Source organism: Pseudomonas sp. BS-2016 (assembly GCF_001806145.1).
Taxonomy (GTDB): Bacteria; Pseudomonadota; Gammaproteobacteria; order Pseudomonadales; family Pseudomonadaceae; genus Aquipseudomonas; species Aquipseudomonas lundensis.
The window spans coordinates 1-2534 of sequence record NZ_MLCT01000123.1 but is presented as its reverse complement, the minus strand read 5'-3'; the positions used below and the strand labels follow the sequence as shown (position 1 = coordinate 2534).

The following is a 2534-nucleotide window of genomic DNA, read 5'->3' as shown; positions in this document are numbered from 1 at the left end:
GCCTTGCAGCAGCTCTGCCGGCTTACCGACAGCCGCGAAGCTGCGATCCTTTCGACCTGCAATCGCAGCGAGCTCTATATAGAGCAGGAACATCTCTCGGCGGATGTGGTGCTGCGCTGGCTGGCCGATTATCACCATTTGAGCCTCGATGACCTGCGTGCCAGCGCTTATGTGCATGAAGAGGATGCGGCAGTTCGTCACATGATGCGCGTGGCGGCCGGTCTCGACTCGCTGGTGTTGGGTGAACCGCAGATTCTCGGCCAGATGAAGTCTGCCTACGCCGTGGCGCGTGAGGCCGGCACCGTCGGCCCATTGCTGGGCCGCCTGTTCCAGGCCACCTTTAATTCCGCCAAGCAAGTGCGTACCGATACGGCCATCGGCGAAAACCCGGTGTCCGTGGCCTTTGCCGCAGTGAGCCTGGCCAAGCAGATTTTCAGCGACTTGCAGCGCAGCCAGGCCCTGCTGATCGGCGCTGGTGAAACCATCACCCTGGTGGCCCGTCACCTGCACGATCTTGGCGTGAAGCGCATCGTGGTCGCCAACCGCACCCTGGAGCGCGCCAGCATTCTGGCCGAGCAGTTCGGTGCCCATGCGGTGCTGCTGTCGGACATTCCCGCTGAACTGGTGCGCAGTGATATCGTCATCAGTTCTACCGCCAGCCAATTGCCGATTCTGGGCAAGGGCGCGGTCGAGAGCGCGTTGAAGCTGCGCAAGCACAAGCCGATCTTCATGGTAGATATCGCCGTTCCACGGGATATCGAGCCCGAAGTCGGCGAGTTGGACGACGTTTACCTTTATAGCGTCGATGATCTGCATGAAGTGGTCGCTGAAAACCTCAAGAGTCGTCAGGGTGCCGCCCAGGCCGCCGAGGAAATGGTCAGCACCGGCGCCGAAGATTTCATGGTGCGCCTGCGTGAGCTGGCGGCAGTGGATGTGCTCAAGGCGTATCGTCAGCAGGGTGAACGCCTGCGTGATGAAGAGTTGCTCAAGGCCCAGCGCATGCTGGCCAACGGCAGCGGCGCCGAGGAAGTGCTGATGCAATTGGCCCGTGGCCTGACCAACAAACTGCTCCACGCTCCTAGCGTCCAGTTGAAAAAGCTTACCGCCGAAGGCCGCCTCGATGCGCTGGCCATGGCCCAGGAACTCTTTGCCCTCGGTGAGGGCGCGTCAGACAGCTCTTCGGATAAAAAACCGCAATGAAAGCGTCACTGCTCAATAAACTGGACGTGCTCCAGGACCGTTTCGAAGAACTGACCGCCTTGCTCGGCGATGGCGAGGTCATTTCCGATCAAACCAAATTCCGTGCTTATTCCAAGGAATACGCCGAAGTTGAGCCCATTGTGGCCACTTATAAACACCTGCTGAAAGTCCAGGCCGACCTCGAAGGCGCCCAGGCCCTGCTCAAGGACAGCGACCCGGACATGCGCGAAATGGCCGTGGAAGAAGTCCGCGAAGCCAAGGAAAAACTCGCTGAGCTTGAGGGTGACCTGCAACGCATGCTGCTGCCCAAGGACCCTAACGACGGACGCAACGTTTTCCTCGAAATCCGCGCTGGTACCGGTGGCGACGAGGCGGCGATTTTTTCCGGTGACCTGTTCCGCATGTATTCGCGCTATGCCGAGCGTCGCGGCTGGCGCGTGGAGATCCTCTCCGAGAACGAGGGCGAGCACGGTGGCTATAAAGAAGTCATCGCCCGGGTTGAAGGCGACAACGTCTACGGCAAGCTGAAGTTCGAATCCGGGGCGCACCGCGTGCAACGGGTGCCTGCGACCGAATCCCAAGGCCGTATCCACACCTCGGCGTGCACCGTCGCGGTGTTGCCTGAGCCGGACGAACAGGAAGCCATCGAGATCAACCCGGCGGATTTGCGTGTCGACACTTACCGCTCATCCGGCGCGGGTGGCCAGCACGTTAACAAGACCGACTCGGCGATCCGTATCACACACTTGCCGTCGGGCATTGTGGTGGAGTGCCAGGAAGAACGTTCCCAGCACAAGAACCGTGCGCGGGCCATGTCCTGGTTGTCGGCCAAGTTGAACGACCAGCAGACCAGCGCCGCGGCCAACGCAATTGCCAGCGAACGCAAGCTGCTGGTGGGCTCCGGCGACCGCTCCGAGCGTATCCGTACCTACAACTTTGCCCAGGGCCGGGTCACGGACCATCGGGTCAACCTCACCCTGTATTCCCTCGACGAAATTCTCGCCGGGGGCGTGGATGCGGTGATCGAGCCGTTGCTCGCCGAATACCAGGCCGACCAACTGGCAGCGATAGGTGACTAAATGACCATCATCGCCAGCCTGCTGCGCGCCGCTGACCTGCCCGACTCGCCGACGGCGCGCCTGGACGTGGAGTTGCTGCTGGCCGCTGCCCTGGGCAAATCACGCAGCTATCTGCATACCTGGCCGGAAAAGATCGTCAGCAGCGAAGACGCGCTGACCTTTTCCGGCTACCTGCAGCGCCGCCGCAGCGGCGAGCCGGTGGCCTATATCCTCGGCCAGCAAGGCTTCTGGAAACTCGACCTGGAAGTGGCACCG

Annotated in this window: 2 protein-coding genes and 1 pseudogene; all 3 read left to right on the top strand. The window is 61.4% G+C overall.

From position 1 onward, the window contains the following. Positions 1 to 1200 (top strand): glutamyl-tRNA reductase (gene hemA, locus BKD70_RS22905; protein ID WP_083286071.1); only part of this gene is annotated, 1200 nt, incomplete at its 5' end. Next, positions 1197 to 2279, top strand: coding sequence for a peptide chain release factor 1 (gene prfA, locus BKD70_RS22900; RefSeq protein ID WP_054896862.1), 1083 nt, complete (start codon positions 1197 to 1199; stop codon positions 2277 to 2279). The genes hemA and prfA, both read left to right, overlap by 4 nt. Further along, positions 2280 to 2534: pseudogene (locus BKD70_RS22895) on the top strand (protein-(glutamine-N5) methyltransferase, release factor-specific); the annotation flags it as partial. It abuts the gene before it with no gap.